This window comes from Streptococcus sp. Marseille-Q5986, from assembly GCF_946902915.1.
Classification (GTDB): Bacteria; Bacillota; Bacilli; order Lactobacillales; family Streptococcaceae; genus Streptococcus.
In genome coordinates this window covers 550,629-572,276 of sequence record NZ_CAMPPY010000001.1, presented here as the reverse complement: position 1 = coordinate 572,276, position 21,648 = coordinate 550,629, and the positions used below count along the sequence as shown (strand labels likewise).

24 protein-coding genes, 1 tRNA gene and 1 pseudogene are annotated in these 21,648 nt (G+C 39.6%); 10 read left to right on the top strand and 16 right to left on the bottom strand.

What is annotated here, in order from left to right; all coding sequences use genetic code 11:
• Nucleotides 1-27 precede the first annotated feature (27 nt).
• The 4 genes from vex3 to OVN21_RS03015 form a co-directional block, all read right to left on the bottom strand.
• The gene (gene vex3, locus OVN21_RS03030) at nucleotides 28-1,407 is read right to left on the bottom strand and encodes an ABC transporter permease subunit Vex3 (protein ID WP_267247221.1); all 1,380 of its coding nucleotides are present in this window, start codon (nucleotides 1,405-1,407) and stop codon (nucleotides 28-30) included.
• A gap of 55 nt (nucleotides 1,408-1,462) precedes the next feature.
• A complete protein-coding gene (gene vex2 / locus OVN21_RS03025) occupies nucleotides 1,463-2,110 on the bottom strand; it encodes an ABC transporter ATP-binding subunit Vex2 (protein WP_267247220.1) in 648 nt (215 codons plus the stop codon).
• Between the two features lie 127 nt (nucleotides 2,111-2,237).
• Nucleotides 2,238-3,515: an ABC transporter permease gene (locus OVN21_RS03020; protein WP_267247219.1), complete on the bottom strand. Its 1,278-nt coding sequence runs from the start codon at nucleotides 3,513-3,515 to the stop codon at nucleotides 2,238-2,240.
• Between the two features lie 3 nt (nucleotides 3,516-3,518).
• Complete coding sequence (locus OVN21_RS03015) at nucleotides 3,519-3,812, bottom strand: hypothetical protein (protein ID WP_267247218.1); 294 nt, start codon at nucleotides 3,810-3,812, stop codon at nucleotides 3,519-3,521.
• Between the two features lie 41 nt (nucleotides 3,813-3,853).
• On the opposite strand from OVN21_RS03015, the gene OVN21_RS03010 reads away from it, so the two are divergent.
• Together OVN21_RS03010 and OVN21_RS11060 are read left to right on the top strand one after the other, a co-directional pair.
• Complete coding sequence (locus tag OVN21_RS03010; RefSeq protein ID WP_267247217.1) at nucleotides 3,854-4,117, top strand: transposase; 264 nt, start codon at nucleotides 3,854-3,856, stop codon at nucleotides 4,115-4,117.
• Nucleotides 4,114-4,374, top strand: a pseudogene (locus tag OVN21_RS11060) (transposase); the annotation flags it as partial. The gene OVN21_RS03010 and the pseudogene OVN21_RS11060, both read left to right, overlap by 4 nt.
• A 211-nt stretch (nucleotides 4,375-4,585) precedes the next feature.
• Here the strand turns inward: OVN21_RS11060 and OVN21_RS03000 are convergent.
• From OVN21_RS03000 to OVN21_RS02975, 6 genes are all read right to left on the bottom strand, one after another.
• Nucleotides 4,586-4,816, bottom strand: a complete 231-nt coding sequence (locus tag OVN21_RS03000; RefSeq protein WP_267247299.1) for a CPBP family intramembrane glutamic endopeptidase — start codon at nucleotides 4,814-4,816, stop codon at nucleotides 4,586-4,588.
• 26 nt (nucleotides 4,817-4,842) lie between these two features.
• Nucleotides 4,843-5,076 carry a hypothetical protein gene (locus tag OVN21_RS02995; RefSeq protein WP_267247303.1) on the bottom strand — a complete coding sequence of 78 codons (234 nt, stop codon included), beginning with the start codon at nucleotides 5,074-5,076 and terminating at the stop codon, nucleotides 4,843-4,845.
• Nucleotides 5,077-5,348: 272 nt separating this feature from the next.
• Nucleotides 5,349-5,434, bottom strand: a tRNA-Leu gene (locus OVN21_RS02990).
• Between the two features lie 81 nt (nucleotides 5,435-5,515).
• On the bottom strand, nucleotides 5,516-6,091 hold the full coding sequence (locus OVN21_RS02985; protein ID WP_267247216.1) for a cysteine hydrolase family protein: 576 nt from the start codon (nucleotides 6,089-6,091) through the stop codon (nucleotides 5,516-5,518).
• Nucleotides 6,091-6,879: a GTP-sensing pleiotropic transcriptional regulator CodY gene (gene codY / locus OVN21_RS02980; protein ID WP_267247215.1), complete on the bottom strand. Its 789-nt coding sequence runs from the start codon at nucleotides 6,877-6,879 to the stop codon at nucleotides 6,091-6,093. Before codY ends, OVN21_RS02985 begins: the two co-directional genes overlap by 1 nt.
• Before the next feature lie 284 nt (nucleotides 6,880-7,163).
• Complete coding sequence (locus tag OVN21_RS02975) at nucleotides 7,164-8,717, bottom strand: DEAD/DEAH box helicase (RefSeq protein WP_267247214.1); 1,554 nt, start codon at nucleotides 8,715-8,717, stop codon at nucleotides 7,164-7,166.
• A gap of 340 nt (nucleotides 8,718-9,057) precedes the next feature.
• Here OVN21_RS02975 and OVN21_RS02970 point away from each other — a divergent pair, with 340 nt between their 5' ends.
• The 4 genes from OVN21_RS02970 to OVN21_RS02955 all read left to right on the top strand — a co-directional run bounded on the left by OVN21_RS02970 (nucleotide 9,058) and on the right by OVN21_RS02955 (nucleotide 13,808).
• Entirely contained in the window at nucleotides 9,058-10,374 is a 1,317-nt protein-coding gene (locus tag OVN21_RS02970) for an FAD-containing oxidoreductase (protein WP_267247298.1), read from the top strand.
• A 98-nt stretch (nucleotides 10,375-10,472) separates the two neighbouring features.
• Nucleotides 10,473-11,816, top strand: a complete 1,344-nt coding sequence (murT, locus tag OVN21_RS02965) for a lipid II isoglutaminyl synthase subunit MurT (protein ID WP_267247213.1) — start codon at nucleotides 10,473-10,475, stop codon at nucleotides 11,814-11,816.
• Nucleotides 11,816-12,598 (top strand): lipid II isoglutaminyl synthase subunit GatD, encoded by a 783-nt coding sequence (gatD, locus tag OVN21_RS02960; protein ID WP_267247212.1) that lies wholly within the window; start codon nucleotides 11,816-11,818, stop codon nucleotides 12,596-12,598. Before murT ends, gatD begins: the two co-directional genes overlap by 1 nt.
• Before the next feature lie 127 nt (nucleotides 12,599-12,725).
• Nucleotides 12,726-13,808 (top strand): M24 family metallopeptidase, encoded by a 1,083-nt coding sequence (locus OVN21_RS02955; protein WP_267247211.1) that lies wholly within the window; start codon nucleotides 12,726-12,728, stop codon nucleotides 13,806-13,808.
• An 18-nt stretch (nucleotides 13,809-13,826) separates the two neighbouring features.
• On the opposite strand, the gene OVN21_RS02950 is transcribed toward OVN21_RS02955, so the two are convergent.
• The 3 genes from OVN21_RS02950 to OVN21_RS02940 are packed head-to-tail and all read right to left on the bottom strand — an operon-like array spanning nucleotide 13,827 to nucleotide 15,807.
• Nucleotides 13,827-15,101, bottom strand: coding sequence for a GHKL domain-containing protein (locus OVN21_RS02950; RefSeq protein WP_267247210.1), 1,275 nt, complete (start codon nucleotides 15,099-15,101; stop codon nucleotides 13,827-13,829).
• Complete coding sequence (locus OVN21_RS11125) at nucleotides 15,101-15,316, bottom strand: LytTR family transcriptional regulator DNA-binding domain-containing protein (RefSeq protein ID WP_267247209.1); 216 nt, start codon at nucleotides 15,314-15,316, stop codon at nucleotides 15,101-15,103. The genes OVN21_RS02950 and OVN21_RS11125 overlap by 1 nt, the downstream gene beginning before the upstream one ends.
• Entirely contained in the window at nucleotides 15,292-15,807 is a 516-nt protein-coding gene (locus tag OVN21_RS02940) for a LytR/AlgR family response regulator transcription factor (protein WP_267247208.1), read from the bottom strand. Before OVN21_RS02940 ends, OVN21_RS11125 begins: the two co-directional genes overlap by 25 nt.
• 439 nt (nucleotides 15,808-16,246) lie before the next feature.
• On the opposite strand from OVN21_RS02940, the gene OVN21_RS02935 reads away from it, so the two are divergent.
• The 4 genes from OVN21_RS02935 to OVN21_RS02920 are packed head-to-tail and all read left to right on the top strand — an operon-like array spanning nucleotide 16,247 to nucleotide 19,534.
• Entirely contained in the window at nucleotides 16,247-17,380 is a 1,134-nt protein-coding gene (locus OVN21_RS02935) for a ThiF family adenylyltransferase (protein WP_267247207.1), read from the top strand.
• Entirely contained in the window at nucleotides 17,377-18,288 is a 912-nt protein-coding gene (locus OVN21_RS02930) for an ABC transporter ATP-binding protein (RefSeq protein WP_267247206.1), read from the top strand. Before OVN21_RS02935 ends, OVN21_RS02930 begins: the two co-directional genes overlap by 4 nt.
• A 1-nt stretch (nucleotide 18,289) precedes the next feature.
• Entirely contained in the window at nucleotides 18,290-19,012 is a 723-nt protein-coding gene (locus OVN21_RS02925) for an ABC transporter permease (protein WP_267247205.1), read from the top strand.
• Nucleotides 19,013-19,060: 48 nt separating this feature from the next.
• On the top strand, nucleotides 19,061-19,534 hold the full coding sequence (locus OVN21_RS02920) for a GNAT family N-acetyltransferase (RefSeq protein ID WP_267247204.1): 474 nt from the start codon (nucleotides 19,061-19,063) through the stop codon (nucleotides 19,532-19,534).
• Nucleotides 19,535-19,683: 149 nt separating this feature from the next.
• Here the strand turns inward: OVN21_RS02920 and OVN21_RS02915 are convergent, their stop codons facing one another.
• From OVN21_RS02915 to truA, 3 genes are read right to left on the bottom strand one after another with little or no spacing between them, the layout of a single operon-like run.
• Nucleotides 19,684-20,145: an ECF transporter S component gene (locus tag OVN21_RS02915; protein ID WP_267247203.1), complete on the bottom strand. Its 462-nt coding sequence runs from the start codon at nucleotides 20,143-20,145 to the stop codon at nucleotides 19,684-19,686.
• Entirely contained in the window at nucleotides 20,123-20,896 is a 774-nt protein-coding gene (locus OVN21_RS02910; protein WP_267247202.1) for a bifunctional hydroxymethylpyrimidine kinase/phosphomethylpyrimidine kinase, read from the bottom strand. The genes OVN21_RS02915 and OVN21_RS02910 overlap by 23 nt, the downstream gene beginning before the upstream one ends.
• On the bottom strand, nucleotides 20,886-21,635 hold the full coding sequence (gene truA, locus OVN21_RS02905) for a tRNA pseudouridine(38-40) synthase TruA (RefSeq protein ID WP_267247201.1): 750 nt from the start codon (nucleotides 21,633-21,635) through the stop codon (nucleotides 20,886-20,888). The genes OVN21_RS02910 and truA overlap by 11 nt, the downstream gene beginning before the upstream one ends.
• Between the last annotated feature and the right edge of the window lie 13 nt (nucleotides 21,636-21,648).

Sequence of the window (21,648 nt, the reverse complement as noted above, 5' to 3'; positions counted from 1 at the left end):
GCCTCATTTTTCAGTCTATCATCAGTATTATTCACCATCTAGCAAGAGCTCCTTTGGTTGTTTCCTGAGGAGATTGCTTGATGCAAGCGCCATAACGAGAACTACTAGAACCAAGGCTAGGACAAAGACGATGATAAAGTCTGATGTCTGAATGGAAATGTCTAGGCTCGACAAGGTCTTGCTAAAGCCATCTACTTCTGCACCACCACCAAGGTTAGAGGCTTGAGCCGCCTTACTAGCCTGTTTGGCAACACCTGAAGTCACATTGGCAAGAACAGTATTTCCGATTGCACGAGCAGTGTAATTTGCTAGGAAGTAAGCGGAAATAAGTGCAGGAATTGCAATCAAGATAGATTCAGTGATGAATTGACCCAAGATACTTGCCTGCTTGAGACCGATAGAAAGGAGAATTCCCACTTCCTTGCGACGGGCGTTGATCCAAAGACTAAGCAAGAGTGCAAGGAGAAGAACTGAGAAGCTCAAGCTGCCCCAGAAGAGGAGGTTGGCCATCTTGTACATACCAGAGATGGATTGCTCAAGAGCTGGGTAGTTAGAGGAGCTCTTCACGAGTGTGTAGCTCTTCCAGTTGATACCACTGATACCATTCAACTCTTTCATGATGTCATCCAAGTTCTTGTCCGCTGTTACAAAGAAGGTTGCGTCCCCATAAATAGCTGTGTCTTCTGTGTATCCATAAAGTTTTGCAGCAGTGTGAATGTCTGTGATGGCTGTGTTTTCATAGAGTTCTTGTGAGTAGGTTACTGCTGACTTATTGTGACCATCAAAGAGTCCCTTAATTGTCACTTCAACTGTTTCCTTAGCTCCTTTTTCATTGTCTGCATCATAGACATTAGAGTCCAACTTGACCTTATCTCCGACTTTCCATCCGTGTTTGGCTGCCAAGTCCTTGTGCATGAGAAGCTTGTCTTTGTCGTCGTTGGTTAGGTGCTCACCTTCAACTAGCCTATATGAGCCAGAGACAAACTTATCTTCTTTAGAGGAATCATTGACACCTGTAATCATCAAACTGCTTCCAAACCGTTTTGCTCGGTCAGCAGTGAGATTTTTCTTGGTTTCTGGAGTTTCAATGAGTTCATATCCAGTCAAATCTCCGATAGCATTGATGCGTTTAACATAAGACTCGATGGCCTTATTTTCGGTGATTTTTTTGATATCTTCACCCTTAATATTCCCAGCACCACGTGGCGTTCCTTGATTGACGCGACGATTGATTTGCATGGAGAAACTATTGGTGATATTTTTAAAGGTCTCCTGAGAGGCCTTGGCTGTAGCCCCTTTGATTGACAAGCCGACCAAACTCAAGCTCGCCATGAGGAGAATAATCAGGAAGATAACAATCGATTTGAAAAACTTCCTTGTAACATAAGCAAATGCGTTGTGTAACATAGGTTCCCTTTCTAGATTTGATTCGTTTTTATCATTCTATCAAAACAAGATCATCTTATTTTGTAGTATTGCGAGTTTCAGTCAGTTTCTTGTCCTTCAATTCAAGTGTAATATCTGACGCCTGTGCCACTTCTTTGCTGTGGGTGACGACGATCACACATTTACCTGTTTTCTGGGCAAGTGATTTGAGCAATTCAATAATATCTCCAGCAGTTTTAGGGTCCAGATTTCCTGTTGGCTCATCCGCTAGAATAACTGGAGCTTCTGAGACTAAACTGCGAGCGATGGCAACACGTTGCTGTTGACCACCTGATAACTGGAGAACGTTCCGCTTGATCTGGCTTTCATCCAAACCAAGCTCAAGAAGTGTATCCTTGCTTGCTTTTTTGTTGACCAAGCGGATATTTTCCAGCGGAGAAAGATAATCTATCAAGTTATAATTTTGAAAGACCAGGGAGATATGGTGCATGCGATGGTAAGAATAGCCCTTCTTACAAATGTCCTCTCCTTGAAAAAGGATAGAGCCTTCAACAGGACTGTCAAGACCGGCAAGGAGAGACAAGAGAGTGGATTTTCCTGCTCCTGACTCACCAATAATACTGTAAAATTTCCCGGGTTCAAAATGATAATTGATCTGATATAAAACTGCCTCAGCAGTGTTCTTATAACGGTAGGTAACATCTTGTAATTGTAATAAAGTCATGATTTCTCCTTCTTATACTCAATGAAAATCAAAGAGCAAACTAGGAAGCTAGCTGCAGGTTGCTCAAAGCACAGCTTTGAGGTTGCAGATACAGCTAACGCGGTTTGAATTTGATTTTCGAAGAGTATTAACTAATAGATGATAAAATTTCTTTCGGCGATTTTCTAAATAAGAATAGGAAACAAAGGGCTACAGATAACCAACTAATCAGTAGCAGAAAAACATAGGATTCTGCAAAGGATGGGAGACTAGTTGATAGACCGCTTGCTTTGGCTAGTGTGTCTTGTAAGGTTGCCTGATCTCCACTTGCTAGTAGAGTTTGGAGGAGATAGGATGTGATGACCTTTCCTGAAACAAATGCTGGAAGCAAAGCTCCGAGAGACACCAACACTACCTCTAAGCAGAATTGTAGGAAGATTGAGATCTTGCTTTTTCCAAGTGCCAGAAGAATCCCCACTTCGTAGACCCTTTCTCTCAACCAGAGAGACAAGACCAAAATTAAGGCTCCTGCTCCAGCTATCAACATCCCATAAAGGAAGATGGTGAGGAAGGTTTGGAAGGTTACCACTGAGTCTTTGATTTGTTCAAAGGCCTTGTTTTCCTTCTCTACTTGGTAACCTTGACTTTCTAAAGCTAAGTTTTCCACCTGCTTCATGAGTCCGTCCATTTCCTTGGGATTTTCTACATAGAAGCGCGCTGCACTGACTTGCGGTTCACTATTTCCCAAAAGGGTTTGGCTACTTTCATAGTCTGTAAAGACCTGGTTTTCACTGAAATCAGAAGACAAGCCTGTGAATTTCTCTTGTTTTTTACCAGAAAAGATTCCGACAATCTCAAACTCTACTGTTTGCCCTTTTCCAGCTTCGGACTGTCCAGCATCCAAGCCAATCTTGTCATGAAGGGAAAGACTATTCTTCTTAGCCAACTCTTCGTGGATCAGGATTTTCTTTGCATCCCCTTTTTGAAGGTGTCGCCCTTCTTTTAGATTGAAAGCTGAACTGGTAAAGGTAACATCCTTGGATGAATCCTCAAGAGCCGTTAAGCTAACCAAGTTCTTGTCCGCTGCTGACAAATCATCACGTTCTACGCTCTGCTCACCACTCACCGCTTCCTTGTCTTTCAGTTTTGCAACCGTCTCGAGTTCAGGAGAGACATTTTCCAGTCCCTTAATCTTGCTCACGGATGATAAGTCCGACAACTTGAAGGTCTGTCCATTTTCTATCTTTTTGATAGAAAAGGAAGTATTGAGTGATTTGTAAAGATTGGTTTCCACTGTTTTGTTGGACTTCATCAGAGTTAAACAGGCTGAAATTCCTGCTAACAGGACAAATAAAATCAGAAATAAAATAAAACTTCTCAGTCGTTTTCTGCTGACATAAGCCCAAGTTCTTTGAATTGGATTCATTTGTCACCTCCATATTTGTAAGACTATTATAAAATCAAAATATGAAATGTTTATGAAATACGAAAAAAATTTTTGATTTATTTTTTGAAAAAAAGCTGGTATTTCTACCAGCTCCATTTTTATAACTTTATCCACTAAAAGCAAAGAAAATGCAGAAACTAAACCAGAGAGGATGTTGGCTGTGGCATGCATTAGCCAACTTGGTATAATTGATCCTCCTGCTTTCTTTTCATTAACAAAACCAAGATAAGCTACTATTGCTCCAGTAAAAAATACAATGAAAAAAGTAACTTCCAAACTTAGAATCTGTATTCACAAAAAAATGTTAAACTAAAGATATGATACGAAAAGCATATGATACCGATTTAACCGATCAAGAATGGGCTAAACTTGAATCCTATTTCTCCCAACATCGCACCTATAAGTGGGCTAAACGAGAACTCGTGAACGCCACCTTGTATATCACTAAAACAGGTTGCCAATGGCGTATGCTCCCTCATGATTTCCCTCCTTCCCCAACTGTCTGGAGTTTCTTTCGTCGTGCCAGAGAGAGCGGCTTGTGGGACACCATTTTGACGGAACTGGTTAAAAAAAGCGACTGAAAGCTGGTAGAGCAGCCACTCCAACCTATGCTATCATTGATTCTCAAAGCGTGAAAACAACAGATGCCGCAGAGGAACGTGGGATTGATGGCGGTAAGAAGGTCAAAGGGAGGAAGCGCCACATCCTTGTGGATACTGTGGGAAATCTTCTCGATGTGGTGGTTCATGCAGCTCATTTGCACGGCACAAAATCAGGTTTTTTAGTGGCTCGCAAAGTGATGCTACAATTCCCAACCATCAAGGCTTTTTCAGCCGATGCTGGTTATCGTAAAAGCTCTGAGGAGATGATGGTGAAGGAGTTTGGTTGCCCAGTAGATATTTCTGAAAAAATCAAGGCCAGCTGGCAAATCATCCCCAAACCTTGGGTTGTTGAGCGAACTTTTTCTTGGTTGAATCACTCTCGAAGATTAGCTAAGGATGTTGAAAAATCCGTATCGTCAGAGCTTGCTTTTGTCAAACTTTCACACATTAATCGGCTTTTAAAGGCTCTATCATTTTGTGAATACAGGTTCTTACTACTGGAGCAAATAATACTCCATGAAGCAATCCAAAAACGAAGGCCTGTATGGTATTTGCAAAGACAAACGGCATGTGATTTGCCATTCGTTTCAGTAGAAAACCTCTAAATAATAGTTCCTCTGGTAAAGATGTTTGCAAAATACTGTAAATTAGAATACTTGGTAAAGCCTTGGAGCTCATAGCAGAAAAAGCCGAAGTAGCTGTTTCTAGACTACGCGTAAGAGGAAAGATAAGGATAGAAAAATAGTAAATAAGGAAAATCCCCCTACCATCCATAAAATCAGTTGCAAAGTTTTTACTCTTTTGATAGCTTTTAGCCCAATCCATTCCATGAATGGGACTTGAACCCTCACAGTCAGAAACCACCAGATAGAAGGTAGTAAGATAATAAAGAGAATTTGAATAACGGCGCTCATTATTCGTTGAAGTTCATTACCCATCGTAATCCTCCTTTACTCTTTTGAAATACTCATTTCAAATACAAAGCGACCATCTACTCCTCCTTTCCTAACTTATATATTCGCTTTAACTAAACCTATTAATATCCATTACTCGATGATCTTTCATATAAGACTTTTTGCAGTTACTTTCTATCTATATTATAGCACCATTTAAAAGAAAAGAAAAAAAACAAGAAAGGTAGACCTTACTTGTTGAATAGTCACTATGCACGCTAACAAAAAAGAGCTATCCTAAGCTAACTCTTATCCTATGCGGAGAGAGGGACTTGAACCCTCACGACCTAAAGCGGTCACAGGATCCTTAGTCCTGCGCGTCTGCCAATTCCGCCATCCCCGCGTCGATTACTTTACTAGTATATCAACTTTTAGGATGCTTGTCAATACTTTTTTCAGATTTTTTTCATTTTTACTAAGCAAGTTAGTCTGAAATTTCATTTAGATTTTCATCTACTAACTTAGCTCCAAGCGTGTTTTTGAAATGGCCTAGGGCAAATTGGTGATTTTCAGACCAGATAGAAGCAACAGCTGGTTTAACAATCTCGATATCATATCCTAGATTATAGGCATCGATAGCTGTATGCAGGACACAGATATCCGTCAAGACACCTGTTAAGATAACGGTAGACACTCGACGCTCTCTCAAACGAATATCTAGGTCAGTCCCTGAAAAAGCTGAGTAATGGCGCTTATCCATCCAAAAGACACGACTGTCTGAACCATGCTCTTGATAAAAGGTCCCCAAATCTCCGTATAAATTCCGTCCACTAGTCCCAATCAAATTATGAGGAGGAAATAGTTTACTTTCTGGATGGAAACAGTCGTTTTCTTCGTGAGCATCGATGGTAAAAAATATGTAATCTCCTCGTTCAAAAGCTAATCGAGTTACCTTGCCAATGGCATCTGAAATAGCTTGAGCTGGAGCACCTGCTGTCAATTTTCCACTATCAGCAACAAAATCTTCCGTATAATCAATTGAAATTAAAGCCTTAGTCATTAGTAATCTCTTTTCTTCACTTCTTCAAAAATAGCTGTATTCAAGACCTTAAGGTAGGTTCCCTTCATGCCAAGCGAGCGACTTTCAATAATCCCTGCCGACTCCAGTTTACGAAGGGCATTGACAATCACCGAGCGTGTAATGCCAATACGGTCTGCAATCACAGACGCAGTCAACTGTCCTTCATTTCCATCCAATTCAGCTAAAATAGCTGATACGGCACGAAGTTCTGAGTAAGAAAGGGTATTAACCGCCATAGTAACAGCAGTACGACGGCGAATATTTTTCTCATCCTCTTCACGTTGGAAGTTCAAGAGTTGAATCCCTACCACCGTGCTCGCAATCTCAACAAGAATCAAATCTTCATCTTCAAACTTCTTGTCATTGCGCCAAATGATCAACGAACCTAGGCGAATCCCTGATACATGAATCGGAGCAATGGTCGTCAAGCCATCTGGAAAATCATCTCTACTCTCAACAGGGAAAATACTCATATCATGTTCAACAGGCAAATTTGCTTCTGTTTCGTAAATCATATTAGCCCCTTGAACGTAGTCATCTGGGAAAATCTTAGTTTGGAAAAATTGCTCTACACGATCTGTATTTGTTTTATAGCGCATAAAATAGCCAAGAAGACATCCCTTGCTATTGATAATACAGGCATTGCAATGAATAATATCCGCTAATTGACGCGTAATAGCGTTGTAAGGAAGTTCATCCTGCAACTGCTCCTCTGAGCGCTTCAAAATTGATGTAATTTTTCTTGTTTTTTCTAATAAATGTGCCATTTTTTACCTCGCATTTAATCACTACCATTATAACATAAAGAGCGTGAATTTTCAATTATTATCTGAAAATTGCTTATTTAATTACAATTTTGAACAGCAAAAATAAAAATATTTTAGAAAAATAAGATCTTTTGTGTTGACAGCTGAATTATTTTTATTAATATAACATTATAAAAAATGATATGGTAAATCCCTTTCCGTTTCACCTATCTTTTACTATCACCATCTTCTTTTACCCTTGGTCTCCTTATATATAAAAACGATTCATTTTGAACCGCTTTTTCTTATTTATCACCCTTGTTACGAATAACAAAGCCTGTTTTCTTTTCGCTTGAAGTAGTGCGTGGTTTTTTATTATCCTTACGGTAACGTTTTTCCTTATCAAAACGATCGTTTCCGCGGTTGCCTTTTTTGAAATCATCACGGCGACCACCACGACGGTTATCTCCTCGACGATTGTCGCGTCCACGATTACCTCCAGAACGTCCATTTCCTGACGGTTTGAACGGCAGTGGTTTTTCACGCGCAATCTCCACTTCAGGAAGGCTGTCTGGATTTTGGACTGTCAGACTCAAGATATACATAGCCAATTCTTCTGGACTAAATTCGGCAGCTAACTTACGAGCATCTTTAGCAAATTTCTCAAAGTTTCCACGAATAGTTTCATCCGCAAAATCACGTTCGATTTTCTTGAGAGCTACGTGTTTCTTAGCTTGGAAGGCTTCTTCTGCTGTCGCTGGTTTCAAGCCTTTCATGCGTTTCTTAGTCAAATCCTCTATAATTTGAAGGTAGCCCATTTCGTTTGGAGCTACGAAAGTAATAGACTGACCTGACTTACCAGCACGACCTGTGCGGCCGATACGGTGAACGTAACTTTCAGGATCTTGTGGAATATCGTAGTTGTAGACATGGGTCACACCTGAAATATCCAAACCACGCGCTGCAACGTCTGTTGCAACTAGAACATCAAGGTTTGCATTTTTAAAATCACGAAGGACACGAAGACGTTTATTTTGGTCCAAATCACCATGAATTCCTTCAGCACGGAAGCCACGGATTTTCAGGCCACGAGTCAATTCATCTACACGACGTTTGGTACGACCAAATACGATAGCAAGTTCTGGTTGTTCCACGTCCATGAGACGGGTCATAGTATCAAATTTTTCTTGTTCCTTAACACGGATATAGTACTGATCCACTAGCTCTGTTGTCAATTCCTTGGCAGCAATCTTTACATGCTCAGGATCTTTCATAAACTGAACGCCGATACGTTTGATAGCATCTGGCATGGTTGCTGAGAAGAGTAAGGTTTGACGATTTGCAGGGACACGAGAGATAATAGATTCGATGTCTTCAAGGAAGCCCATGTTGAGCATTTCATCCGCTTCGTCAAGGATAAGCGTTTCAATGTCTTGTAATTTCAAGGCCTTGCGTTTAATCAAATCCAAGAGACGGCCTGGTGTTCCTACCACGATATGGGCACCAGATTTAAGAGCCTTGATTTGTTTTTCAATGCTGGAACCACCATATACTGAACGGACTTTCACTCCCTTACTACGGCCAAAGCGGAAGAGTTCTTCTTGGCTTTGAACAGCAAGTTCACGAGTTGGAGCGATGACCAAGGCTTGAATGGTCGCTTCTTCTGTACGGATTTTTTCAAGGGTAGGCAAGCCAAAGGCTGCTGTTTTACCTGTACCAGTCTGAGCTTGACCAATGACATCCTTGCCTTCGAGAGCCAAGGGAATAGTCTGTTCTTGGATAGGACTTGCTTCTACAAATCCAGCATCTTCAATCTCTGCTAGCAATTCAGCAGACAAGTTAAATTCATTAAATTTCACGTTTTTCTTCTTTCTAAAGGTGGTGCGAAGCCACCCTATAAGGCGCTTTAGTGTATACTTTTCTTTTCATGACGTATCTTCTTAAAAAATGAGATACAGTGTTGCTTCTTTTCCACGAAAGAAAAGTACTGGTTTCTTTGCAACTTATCTAGTATAACACAAGAGAGAAGCAAAAGATAGTAGAATCCATTAGGAAAACCATGTAAACGATTTATTATCTATTGAATTAGAATTATAGAAGTTTTTGATAGACTTTTTGACCGGAAATCATTTCCCGTAGCAGATTTGTGCAAAAAGTGTTTTCTTGTGCTAGAATGAAAATCAAACAGGAGGGCTATAAATATTAACATATGATTTAATCGTTATCGGATTTGGTAAAGCTGGTAAAACACTAGCTGGTAAATTGGCTTCAACTGGCAAAAAAGTTGCCCTCGTTGAACGTAGTAAAGCTATGTACGGTGGAACATGTATAAACATCGGTTGTATCCCAACTAAAACCTTGCTAGTTGCTGCTGAGAAGGACTTGTCTTTTGAAGAAGTCATTGCTACCAAAAATACCATCACTGGTCGCCTCAACGGTAAAAACTATGCGACTGTTGCGGGTACAGGCGTGGATATCTTTGATGCGGAAGCTCACTTCCTTTCAAACAATGTCATCGAAATCCAAGCTGGTGATGAAAAACAAGAACTGACTGCTGAAACTATCGTCATCAATACTGGTGCTGTTTCAAACGTCTTGCCAATCCCTGAACTTACTACAAGTAAGAATGTCTTTGACTCAACAGGTATCCAAAACTTGGACAAATTGCCTGAAAAACTTGGTGTCCTTGGTGGTGGAAATATCGGTCTTGAATTTGCAGGACTCTACAATAAACTTGGTAGCAAGGTTACCGTCCTAGATGCCTTGGATACTTTCCTTCCTCGTGCAGAACCTTCTATCGCAGCTCTTGCTAAACAATACCTGGAAGAAGACGGTATTGAATTGCTTCAAAATATCCATACTACTGAAATTAAAAACGACGGTGACCAAGTGCTTGTCGTAACTGAAGACGAAACTTACCGTTTCGACGCCCTTCTCTACGCAACTGGACGCAAACCAAATGTAGAACCACTTCAACTTGAAAATACAGATATTGAACTAACTGAACGTGGCGCTATTAAAGTAGATAAACACTGTCAAACAAACGTTCCTGGTGTCTTTGCAGTTGGAGATGTCAACGGTGGTCTTCAATTTACTTACATTTCACTTGATGACTTCCGTGTTGTTTACAGCTACCTTGCTGGAGATGGCAGCTACACACTTGAGGACCGTCTCAATGTGCCAAATACTATGTTCATCACACCTGCACTTTCACAAGTTGGTTTAACTGAAAGCCAAGCAGCTGATTTGAAACTTCCATACGCAGTGAAAGAAATCCCTGTTGCAGCCATGCCTCGTGGTCACGTAAATGGAGACCTTCGCGGAGCTTTCAAAGCTGTTGTTAATACTGAAACAAAAGAAATTCTTGGTGCAAGCATCTTCTCAGAAGGTTCTCAAGAAATCATCAACATCATCACTGTTGCGATGGACAACAAGGTTCCTTACACTTATTTCACAAAACAAATCTTCACTCACCCAACCTTGGCTGAGAACTTGAATGACTTGTTTGCGATTTAAGTTGAGACTTCTTCGTATCTCACAGCCCTCATCGGGCTGTTTTTGTTTCTGCGAAATCTCAAATCTGTCTTTTCTCTCTTTTATGATATAATAGAAACATGAAATTAAAAACTACTTTGGGTCTCCTAGCTGGGCGTTCTTCTCACTTCATCTTGAGCCGTCTTGGCCGTGGAAGTACGCTCCCAGGAAAACTCGCCCTTCAATTTGATAAAGATATTTTACAAAATTTAGCTAAGAACTACGAGATTGTCGTGGTCACTGGAACCAACGGGAAAACCCTGACAACTGCCCTCACTGTCGGCATTTTAAAAGAGGTTTATGGTCAGGTTCTGACCAATCCAAGCGGTGCCAATATGATTACAGGGATTACGACAACCTTCTTGACGGCCAAATCCTCTAAAACTAGGAAAAACATTGCCGTTCTAGAAATTGACGAGGCCAGTCTATCTCGTATCTGTGACTACATCCATCCTAGCCTTTTTGTCATTACTAATATTTTCCGTGACCAGATGGACCGCTATGGTGAGATTTACACAACTTATAACATGATTTTGGATGCCATCTGTAAGGTGCCTACGGCTACTGTCCTCCTAAATGGTGACAGTCCCCTTTTCTACAAGCCAGCTATTCCAAATCCTGTAGAGTATTTTGGTTTTGACTTGGAAAAAGGGTCAGCCAAACTAGCTCACTATAATACCGAAGGAATTCTCTGCCCTGACTGTCAAGGCATCCTCAAATATGAACACAATACCTATGCTAACTTGGGTGCCTATATCTGTGAAAATTGTGGTTGCAAACGTCCTGACTTGGACTACCGTCTGACCGACTTGGTTGAGTTGACCAACAATCGCTCCCGCTTTATCATTGACGGACAAGAATACGGCATCCAAATCGGTGGATTCTATAATATCTACAATGCCCTTGCTGCGGTCGCTATTGCTCGTTTCCTCGGTGCAGATTCGCAACTCATCAAGCAAGGATTTGACAAGAGCCGTGCTGTCTTTGGTCGTCAGGAAACCTTCCATATCGGCGACAAGGAATGTACTCTCGTCTTGATTAAAAATCCTGTTGGCGCGACCCAAGCTATCGAGATGATTAAACTAGCTCCTTATCCATTTAGCCTATCTGTCCTCCTAAATGCCAACTATGCAGATGGAATTGACACTAGCTGGATCTGGGATGCGGACTTTGAACAAATCACTGACATGGACATTCCTGAAATCAACGCTGGTGGTGTTCGTCATTCTGAAATCGCTCGCCGTCTACGAGTAACTGGCTATCCAGCTGATAAAATCACCGAAACAAGTAATCTGGAACAAGTTCTCAAGACCATTGAGAAGCAAGACTGCAAGCATGCCTACATCCTAGCTACCTATACTGCTATGCTTGAATTCCGTGAACTACTGGCTAGTCGTCAGATTGTTAGAAAGGAGATGAACTAATGGTTTATACTTCACTTTCCTCAAAAGTTGGCAATTACCCTTATCAGCTCAACATTGCCCACCTCTATGGCGACCTCATGAATACCTACGGAGACAATGGAAACATCCTTATGCTCAAGTATGTAGCTGAAAAACTAGGAACCCATGTAACGGTTGACATCGTTTCTCTCCATGATGACTTTGATGAAAACCACTATGATATCGCCTTTTTTGGTGGTGGTCAAGATTTTGAACAGAGTATCATTGCAGACGACCTACCTGCTAAGAAAGAGAGCATTGACAACTACATCCAAAACGACGGAGTGGTTCTAGCCATCTGTGGTGGTTTCCAACTATTGGGGCAATATTATATTGAAGCTTCAGGTCAACGTATCGAAGGGCTAGGGGTTATGGGGCACTACACCCTCAACCAGACTAATAACCGCTTTATCGGTGACATCAAGATTCATAATGATGAATTCGATGAAACCTACTATGGCTTTGAAAATCACCAAGGTCGTACCTTCCTCTCAGATGACCAAAAACCGCTGGGGCAGGTTGTCTATGGAAATGGAAACAACGAAGAAAAAGTTGGTGAAGGGGTTCATTATAAGAATGTCTTTGGTTCCTACTTCCATGGGCCTATCCTCTCTCGTAATGCCAATCTAGCTTATCGCCTAGTCACTACAGCCCTCAAGAAGAAATATGGTCAGGACATCCAACTCCCTGCCTATGAGGACATTCTCAGCCAAGAAATCGCTGAAGAATATAGCGACGTCAAAAGCAAGGCTGACTTTTCTTAAACAAAGTGAAACTATATCAAAGAACTCCGTTATCTTGTCGGAGTTCTTTTTGTCTTTTCTTTTACCCTTCTCCCTTGCATTTTCTATCATTTTTTGCCAAAATAGAGGGGTAGAAAGAAGGTAGCATATGTCTAAATTACAACAAATCGTAACATATCTTGAATCAGAAACACTAGACGTCGCTGTCGTATCTGACCCCGTCACTATCAATTACCTCACTGGCTTTTACAGTGATCCCCATGAACGCCAGATGTTCCTTTTTGTCCTAGCTAATCAGGAACCTCTCCTCTTTGTCCCAGCCCTTGAAGTTGAGCGTGCTACTAGCACTGTTTCCTTCCCAGTTGTGGGCTATGTGGATTCTGAAAATCCATGGCAAAAAATGAAACATGCTCTTCCACAGCTTGATTTCAAACGTGTCGCTGTTGAGTTTGACAATCTCATCTTGACCAAATATCATGGCTTGAAAACAGTCTTTGAAACTGCTGATTTTGAAAACCTCACTCCTCGTATCCAACGCATGCGCCTCATCAAATCAGCTGATGAAGTGCAAAAAATGATGGTTGCAGGTCTCTATGCGGACAAGGCTGTCAATGTTGGTTTTGACAATATTTCTCTTGATAAGACTGAGACAGATATCATCGCCCAAATTGACTTTGCCATGAAACGTGAAGGCTATGAAATGAGCTTTGATACCATGGTCTTAACTGGCGATAACGCTGCAAATCCACACGGCATTCCAGCAGCAAACAAGGTCGAAAAAGACGCCCTTCTCCTCTTTGACCTGGGTGTCATGGTCAATGGCTACGCATCAGATATGACTCGTACAGTCGCTGTCGGCAAACCAGACCAATTCAAAAAAGATATCTACAACTTGACCCTTGAAGCCCAACAAGCTGCCCTTGACTTTATCAAACCTGGTGTGACTGCTCATGAAGTAGACCGCGCTGCCCGTGAAGTCATCGAAAAAGCTGGTTATGGTGAGTACTTCAACCACCGTCTTGGTCACGGTATCGGTATGGATGTTCATGAATTCCCATCTATCATGGAAGGAAACGACATAGTCATCGAAGAAGGCATGTGCTTCTCTGTTGAACCAGGTATCTATATCCCTGGTAAAGTCGGTGTTCGTATTGAAGACTGCGGTGTTGTAACCAAGGATGGCTTTGACCTCTTTACAAGCACCAGCAAAGACCTGCTTTATTTTGATTAAGATAGCAACAAATCCTAGTTAGACAGGAAGAATCACTTCTGTTTTATGACGTCCATTCTGAATGAAATTCTTTATTATTCCCCTATGATTGGTTACAAGTCTCTCGATATTTTTAAGCCCCCATCCCTCTGTCTGACGTTCCTTTCGCATTACCAATTCATCCTCATCAAATGAATTCTCGATAGCAATAAAGAGTTTCTTCTGAAAATATCGTATTCCTAATATCAAGACCCTATCTTCTTTATTACTCAAGCGCATACAGGCTTCAAGACTATTGTCCAACAAATTACCAAGTAAAACCGCTAAAATATCTGGATTGATTTCTAATCGTTGAGGTACAAAACAATCAATTTCCAATTGTATGTCCTCTACCTTGTCCTGTAATTTTTGATTGAGTAAAAAGTTAATTGTTGTATTCTTGGAGTAACAGACAGTTTGATTCTCTATACTATTTGTCATGCTTTGAAGATAAGACTTCGCTTGTTCAGGATTTTCTTTTAAAAGTGCAAGGAGGATTAAATGTTGATTTTTCAAATCGTGTTGAATCCTTTGAATTCTCCTATAATCTTTTTTAGATTGTTTCATTTCTCTCAATTGAAAGGTCAGCTGTTCCGTCTCTAGTATGCTTTGATAATACCTCTGTTGTTGCTGAGAAAGATATAGGGTGAAATAGAGAGAAGAGAACGTTAACACAATGAGGGCTAATACAGAAACAAAAGAAAGATAATCCTTCTCAAACACTTGCCCTTGAATCGCTGATATTGTAAAAGCAAAACAAATGGACAAAAATGGTACAATAAACTGGTATAACCAAGTCCCTTTAGAAACAGAAGCAGTATAAACTAACTTTTGATGTGCACGAAAAAGTTGTCGAAGAACCAGGGTCACTAGCAATGATAAAAGAAAAGCTACAGCGAGATAAAAAAGCATGGCTATTAGATTTTCTGAAATGACTGATAAAGGGGAAAATAGTTGCACTGCTTGATTGAGTATAGTACCAGCTAGTAAAGTTAGACTCATCTGACAAAAAATCCAAAACGAAGATTCTTGAACAGCATATCCAAAATAAAGACCTAAAAAATAATACTCTGCGATACTGAGAATAAGATTCCCTACTAAGAAAAGATTAGCTCCTGAAAATAATATCGTCAACAAGGCATGGAAAAATAAAAGGAGAGAAGTAAAGATACAAATTCTCCTAGACTTTTCTTTTTGGGACAAAGGTCTATAAAAGAAAATAACTCCCAAAAATAAATCAAACAGAATACTCACAATCCGCAAACTGACTAACATTAAAAATTCCTCTCACTCAGATAATAATAATACTTTTCTCTAAAAGCCGCTTGAAATTTCCGGCTAATTGGAAGGTGATTTTCATCCATTCCATTTAAAATTGTGACTATTTGCGAATCAAACTCTGTCACATATCTAGGATTGATAATATAGGAAGAATGAATTTGAATAAAGTAATCAGGTAATTTCTCTAAAATATCTTTCGTTTTAAGCAAAGCTTTATAAGTCTGATCTTTAGTGTAAATAAAGACAGCACGCTTATCCTTTTCAAAAATACAATGTCATTTAAAGGCAGTGAATAATGCTGCTTTCCAAAAGTAAACGTAAATACAGCTTGCCCTAAATTCAAAAAACGTACCACTCTATCCAGAGTTTTATATAATTTTTTAGAAGTCACTGGTTTAAGTAAATAATCAAAAGTCTGCACTTCAAAAACCTGCTCCATATAATCTCGATAACTGGTAACAAAGATAATCGGGATAAAAGGGTTTACCTTACGGATTTTTTGTGCCATATCAATTCCTGTTATCTGTGGCATCTCGATATCCAAAAAAACACAACTGTACTTCTCTGTCAATTGTTCTAATAGTTTTTGGGGATTCGTATAAACACTCGTTTCTATTTTGATGTCCTTATAAGATAAGAGTAAGTTTTCTAGCTGACTACCATCCCTATTAGAATCATCACAAATCGCAATTTTTAACATCAAATTCCTCACTACAAGCATGATTTTGCCAATTATAACGTCAAATACGTCAATTATGACATGCTGATAAAAAAATCGTTAATTTATTATACAATATTCTTATCAAATATGAAAGGAGTTACAAAAATGAAAAATATTCAAGTGCGTAAAGTTATTGCTAAAACTGATATTAGCTGGGGTGTTTTCTAAATTTTGGGCACCTCTAAAAACTACCGGTTTTCTATGTTTAGTAACCAGAAAAGGTTGAAAAATTAGCATTTTAAAATTGAGTTTTTAGAGGAGTTCTTTTCTATTTATTTCTACTATTGGAATTGAGTAGATAGGTTCACCATTTTCTTTCTACTTATTTCCATTTGTAATAGGAACTGGGATTTGCAAGACGAGGATATATGATTTATAATCACCTCGTCTTCCTTTTTAATAAAATAGTGAGGTTAAAATGAAATTCTATCATCCAAGAATAAAAGAAATATATCCTGTTTATAAACTTCATAAAAATTTATTTAGGATTGGGCTACAAATTGGTATAACCACAGAAATTAAGGATGATAATAATAAAATGTGGAATTTAGTCAATATTTTAGACGGACGTCCTCTTCAAGATATTCTCAATATCATGCTAACAAAATATGATGATTTAACTGAAGAAGACATCACAGGCGCTCTTGAACTCTTAGATAATGAGGGGGTTCTCGAAGAAGCGAGCGAAATTCAGGATATTAAAGAACGTTATCATTCAAATATATATTATTTCAGTCGCTATTTAAATAACTTCCAAGATAGTATTGCAACACAGAAAAAAATTCATCAGTCTACTATCCTTTTACTAGGTCTTGGTGGTGGGGGCTCTAACATACTGACATTACTAGCAGGCTTGGGGCCTAAAAAGATAAAAATAGTGGATTTTGACATTGTTGAGCAAAGTAATCTAGGAAGACAATTTCTATACAAGGAAGATGATATTGGCTTATCTAAAGTTCAAATTGCCCATAGAGAAGTTACAAAAATGAATTCCGATATTGAAGTAGAAACCCATAATATACGTATCACCTCTGTAAGTGACTTGATTCCTTTACTTGATGATGTTGATATTACGATATGTGTGATTGATGAACCTCAATATGATATTCAACGTATCGTAAATAAAGCAATCGTTACAAAAAATATTCCCTGTATATTTGGCGCCAGTCAAGTTAGTCGTGGTCGTGTCTATTCAGTTATCCCTTACCAAACAGGCTGTTTTGATTGTTTAAATATTCATTATACAAAAATTGACAATCTATTCCTTGAACAATTTCATGGTATTCGTACGATTACAAAAACAATCCCTACAATAGCCTATGGCCCAGCAATATTTCAACTGACTTCTGCCATTGTTGATGAAACTATCCGATTATTAACTCAATATACAGAACCAATTAGCCTTAACCATCAATACGAAATCAATTATGAAAACGGAGCCTCATTCACACACGATTCTTGGGGACGCTATCTTGATGAATGTCCAACATGCGGCACAGGTAAAGAAGACGATTGGGAAATTTTTTCTAAGTACGGAGAATTAAACTTATGACAACTGCAAAACTCGTAATTGATAATTTGACTAAATCTTTTGATGGTCAGCACTTAGCCAATAATCATATTTCCTTAGAAATATCACCAGCAAAAATCACGGCTTTTTTGGGACACAATGGAGCTGGAAAATCTACTCTATTGAATCAAATGATTGGTTTTACTAAACCTGACCAAGGAGATATTTTGTATGGCGATATTTCTTTTATATACAATCGTAAACAAGCACGCACCTTAATTAGTTATATGTCTCAACAATATGCCCCACTCGACAAATTAACCGTAGAAGAAAATTTAGAAATACTTGGAAAAATGCGAGGATTGAGTTCCCAAGAACTAAAAAAAGCAATCAGCCAGCTTCTCACTGATTTAGAAATTGAAGACTATCGTTACAAAAAAGGTAAGGATCTTTCGGGCGGTCTCAAAAGACTTACTTCCTTTGCTATGACACTAATCGGTAGCTCAGACATCATTCTTCTTGACGAACCAACAAATGATGTTGACCCCATTCGTCGTGAAAAGCAATGGCAATTATTGCAAAAGTTAGCTAGCAAGGGGCATACCATTATTATCGTTACTCATAATCTTCTGGAGGTTGAAAAATATGCAGATAATTACGCCCTCTTTAATAATGGTAAATTGCTTAAATCAGGAAAGGTTAAGCAAATCATCCATGACAAACTGTATCAGATAAGCTTTGATTTTATGACTAAAAGTATATTAGACAAAATAGAAGATTATACAATTATCAATGGTGTTAGTTGTCAATTAGAGATTGAGGAAAAAAGTCTAGCTCCATTGATAGCACAACTGACAGAAGAGCTTGGTCAAAAAACAATTTTCAATCTCTCTCTTCATCAAAAAACATTGACTATTTCTGACCTTTATAGAGAGGAGCTAATCAACTAATATGACTCAATTTTTTTACTTACTTCGTTGGAACTACTTGCGCCAAAAAGATCTTTTCATCCTTTTTACACTGGCCCAGCTTCTCTTATCTATTTCTCTTCTTTTTGGCTACCCTCTAGTTATTGGCGATATTGATTCGACTACTGCCTACTATCTTTCGTCTGGTTCTGTTTTAATTGGAATTATCTCTATCGGTTGTACAATTTCCTCCCCTGTTATAGCAAATGATAAGTTGGAAGGGCATTTGGATTATATTCGTGCCTTACCCATCCCTAGGATATTCATTTCTCTCGCTGACTTGTGGATGTGGTTAATTGCCATTTTGCCGGGAGTTTTTATTTCTATTCTACTTGGGTATGTCCGCTTTTCTGTTCGTCTCCATCCATCTTTTCTTGGTGTTTTTATTGTGCTTCTGATTTGTCTTACTATGATTAGTCTGGGATTTGCTATAGCCTACACCTTTTCTCCAAATACCGTAACCCTTATGTCGCAGCTAATTCTTATGATTGGACTCATGTTCTCACCACTCATGTATCCTGCAGATCGACTACCTGAGTGGGTAAACCATCTTTACCGTGCCCTCCCTTTCGTCCCTTCCTCAAATCTTCTGCGAGCCAGCCTTTACGACTACGGAGATGTTTCTCTATTGGACATGAGTATTCTCATTCTTTGGATTATGTTAACACAGTTAGTTATTTTAAGAACTCTTCATAAAGAAAAATGATTGCCCCTAAAGCTTTTCTTATAGACTAATCCAATAAAAAGAACCTTCATGACTATTCGAAAAGCTAAACAAGAAGATATTCCTAAATTACTCGATTTATTACAACAAATTCTTACGGTTCACCACCATACTCGACCAGATATTTTTAAGCAAACTGGGGCTAAATATAGTTCCTCTGAGTTGCAAACCATTCTCTCTCAAGAACATACCCCTATTTTTGTTTTTGAAGATGAGAAGGGACAAGTTCTCGGACACCTATTTTGTACCATAAAAGATAAAACAGATAATTCTGTTCTCCAAGAAATCAAAACCCTTTTTATCGAAGATTTATGTGTAGATCAAAATGCTCATGGTCAAAAAATTGGTGATCAACTCTATCAATTCGCTCTCAATTATGCTAAAGAAATTGGCTGCAATAACCTAACCCTAAGTGTCTGGAATGATAACGAGGGTGCTCTCCGCTTTTATCAAAGACAAGGGATGAAACCCCAAGAAACAACAATGGAAATGATAATTGATTAAGAAGTAATCTATAAAAAGATGTTAGAAAAAGTTCAATTTCACTAGAAAATGAGGAAAATCTTCCCACAATAAAACGTATAGTATCAAGGTTTTTCAACACCTGATACTATGCGTTTTTTCTGATTTTTAGGACTTTCTCCACAGCCTCTTTACTTAATCTTCTTGATACTCTGACTAAGCACAAACCCTACAATCATCCCTACAATATTTTGCAGGAAGTTTGGTAGGATTTCTGGTAGGGCTGCTGCCCAGCCATTCATCAAAGTTGAACCCAAGGCGTAGCCCCCTACCATGACAATGGTTGCTAGGATAAGTCCTAGCAACTGAGTTTTTCCTTTAAATCCTGCGAGAAATCCTTGCAAGCCATGGTTGACCAAGCTAAAGAACATCCACTGAGGGTAGCCTGATAAGAGGTCAATCAAGAAACCTGCTAGTCCTCCGACTACAGCCCCTTCGCGACTACCAAAGTAGAAGGCCGTGAAGAAGACACCCGCATCTAAAAGAGTTAGAATTCCTGTCGGTGTTGGAATTTTTACGAAATAGCCTAGAACCACAGAAAGGGCGGTTAATAGGGATACAAGGGCAATTTTAGTTGTTTTGGTTTGCTTCATATTGTCTCACTCCATACTGATCTGCTTGTGCAATGGCACGGTAAACGAAAGCCTTAGAGCTTTCTACTGCCGGTAAAAGTTCATCACCTTTGACCAAGTGACTGGCAATGCTAGAGGCAAAGGTACAACCTGCCCCAGCATTTTGACCTTGGATAACAGGATTTTCTAGGACTGTAAAGGTCTGTCCATCATAAAAGACATCCACAGCCTTGTCCTGACTAAGGCGATTGCCTCCCTTAATAATGACTGCTGGCGCTCCTAAGGAATGCATTTTCTGCGCTGCAGTTTTCATGTCTTCCAAGGTTTTAATTTCCTGACCAGCTAATAATTCTGCTTCAGGAAGATTAGGTGTAATCACACTGACATGAGGGAAAAAGCGAATCAACTCTTGGCAAAGTTCACTTACAGCTACATCATGCGTTTCCTTGCAGACCAAGACAGGATCCAGCACCACAGGCACTCCTGGGCGTTGTTTGATAAAGTCCAAGGCCTTCTCAGCCACACTGACAGTTGGTAGAAGACCAATCTTAATTCCTGCAAACTCCACATCACGCAAACTATCTAATTCATGTTGAAAAATGGCATCATCAGTTGGAAAGACTTCAAATCCTTTTTCTGTCAAGGCTGTCAAACAAGTCACTGCTACAAAGCCATGCAAGCCGTTCAAGGTATAGGTAGCCAAATCAGCTGACAGGCCACCACCACTAAAAATGTCATTTCCAGAAAGTGCCAAAATACGATTATTCTTCATAACGAATCTCCTTTAAATACAAACCATTAGGTGCTGCAGTGGGACCTGCAAGTTGCCTGTCCTTTTTCTCCAAGATGAGAGCAATCTGCTCTACTGGCATACGATTGTTTCCGATTTTGAGCAGTGTCCCCACCATATTGCGAATCTGCTTATACAAGAAACCATTTCCTGAAAAGGTAAAAGTCAAAAACTGGCCTGTCTCATCAACCCTAAGACTGGCTTCTGTAATGGTACGAACCTTGTCCTCCACACTAGTCCCAGAGGCTGTAAAGCCGGTGAAATCATAGGTCCCCTCTAGCTTTTTAATTGCAATCTGCATCCGTTCCACATCGAGTGGGTAGGGGAAGTGAGTGGCATAGTGACGGCGCATAGGATTCTTGGGACGCCCCCTATCCACGATAAACTCATAGGTCTTACTGTGCTTGGCATAACGGCAATGAAAATCATCCGCCACAAGCTCAATCGAAATCACATCAATATCTTCAGGGGACTGGGTGTCCAAAGCAAAACGGAGCTTCTCCTCATCCATCTGATAAGGTAGGTCAAAATGAATAACCTGTCCCAAGGCATGAACCCCACTATCTGTCCTACCAGCACCGTGAACAGTGATAGATTGCCCCTTATTCAATCTAGTCAAGGTTTTTTCAATTTCTTCCTGAACACTCCGCGCATGAGGCTGGCGCTGAAAGCCAGCAAAGGCATAACCATCATAGGAAATAGTTGCTTTATATCTCGTCATAATTTCTATTCTA